Below are 1,433 nucleotides of genomic sequence, written 5' to 3'. Positions count from 1 at the left end.
CCTGCAAATGCAGGAGCCTGGGTATCGGTTACAGTCACTGTTTGCGTATGCTCCGCAGTGTTACCGCAAAGGTCAGTAGCCGTCCATTTTCTTATAAGGGTATAGCTTCCGGCGCAAGCACCATCAGTTCTAGTTTCAGCGAATGTTACAGCCGCGCTTCCGCAAGCATCGGTTGCAGTTAACGTAGCCGCAGCCGGGATGTTGTCGCAAGATGCAGCCACTTCAGCCGCAGGCAATGTTCCTGCAAATACAGGAGCCTGCGTATCAGTCACGGTTACTGTCTGAATATGCTCGGCAGTATTTCCGCAAAGGTCGGTAGCCGTCCATTTTCTTGTAAGCGTATAGCTTCCGGCACAAGCACCGTCTGTCCTTGTCTCGGCGAATGTCACAGTTGCAGTTCCACAGGCATCGGTTGCAGTAAGCGTAGTAGCAGCAGGTATGTTTTCACATGAAGCCGTGATATTTGATGGAAGTGTTCCTACAAACGTTGGAGCCACATTGTCCTGTACAGTCACTACTTGCGTGTGTACGGCAGTGTTACCGCAAAGATCGGTAGCCGTCCATTTTCTTGTAAGCGTGTAGCTTCCGGCGCAAGCACCATCGGTTCTTGTCTCGGCAAAAGTTACAGCCGCACTTCCGCAAGCATCGGTTGCAGTAAGCGTAGCCGCAGCCGGGATATTGTCGCATGACGCAGCCACTTCAGCCGCAGGCAGTGTTCCTGCAAATACAGGAGCCTGCGTATCAGTCACGGTTACTGTCTGAGTATGTACGGCAGTATTGCCGCATAGGTCGGTAGCCGTCCATTTTCTTGTAAGCGTATAGCTTCCGGCACAAGCACCGTCTGTCCTTGTCTCCGCAAAAGTTACAGTCGCGCTTCCGCAGGCATCGGTTGCAGTAAGTACAGCAGCAGCCGGGATGTTTTCACATGAAGCCGTGATATTTGATGGAAGTGTTCCTACAAACGTTGGAGCCACATTGTCCTGTACAGTCACTACTTGCGTGTGTACGGCAGTGTTCCCGCAAAGGTCAGTAGCCGTCCATTTTCTCGTAAGGGTGTAGCTTCCGGCGCATGCACCGTCGGTCCTTGTCTCGGCAAAAGTTACAGTCGCGCTTCCGCAAGCATCAGTTGCAGTCAACGTAGCAGCAGCCGGGATATTGTCGCAAGACGCAGCCACTTCAGCCGCAGGCAGTGTTCCTGCAAATACAGGAGCCTGGGTATCGGTTACATTCACTACTTGAGTGTGCTCGGCTGTATTGCCGCAAAGGTCAGTAGCCGTCCATTTTCTAGTAAGCGTGTAGCTTCCGGCACACGCACCATCGGTCCTTGTCTCAGCGAATGTCACAGTCGCGCTTCCGCAAGCATCGGTTGCAGTCAATACAGCCGCAGCCGGGATGTTTCCGCAAGCAGCAGTTATGCTGGCAGCAGGCAACGT

1 protein-coding gene is annotated in these 1,433 nt (G+C 53.1%); it reads right to left on the bottom strand.

Annotated features, from left to right (window positions below):
• Nucleotides 1-1,433 (bottom strand): HYR-like domain-containing protein (locus GGR22_RS17090; RefSeq protein WP_449528889.1); only part of this gene is annotated, 1,433 nt, incomplete at both ends.

The organism is Flavobacterium gossypii (genome assembly GCF_014138495.1).
Classification (GTDB): Bacteria; Bacteroidota; Bacteroidia; order Flavobacteriales; family Flavobacteriaceae; genus Flavobacterium; species Flavobacterium endophyticum.
Note: the sequence above shows the minus strand (reverse complement) of the source record. Positions and strands in the feature narration are given on the sequence as shown.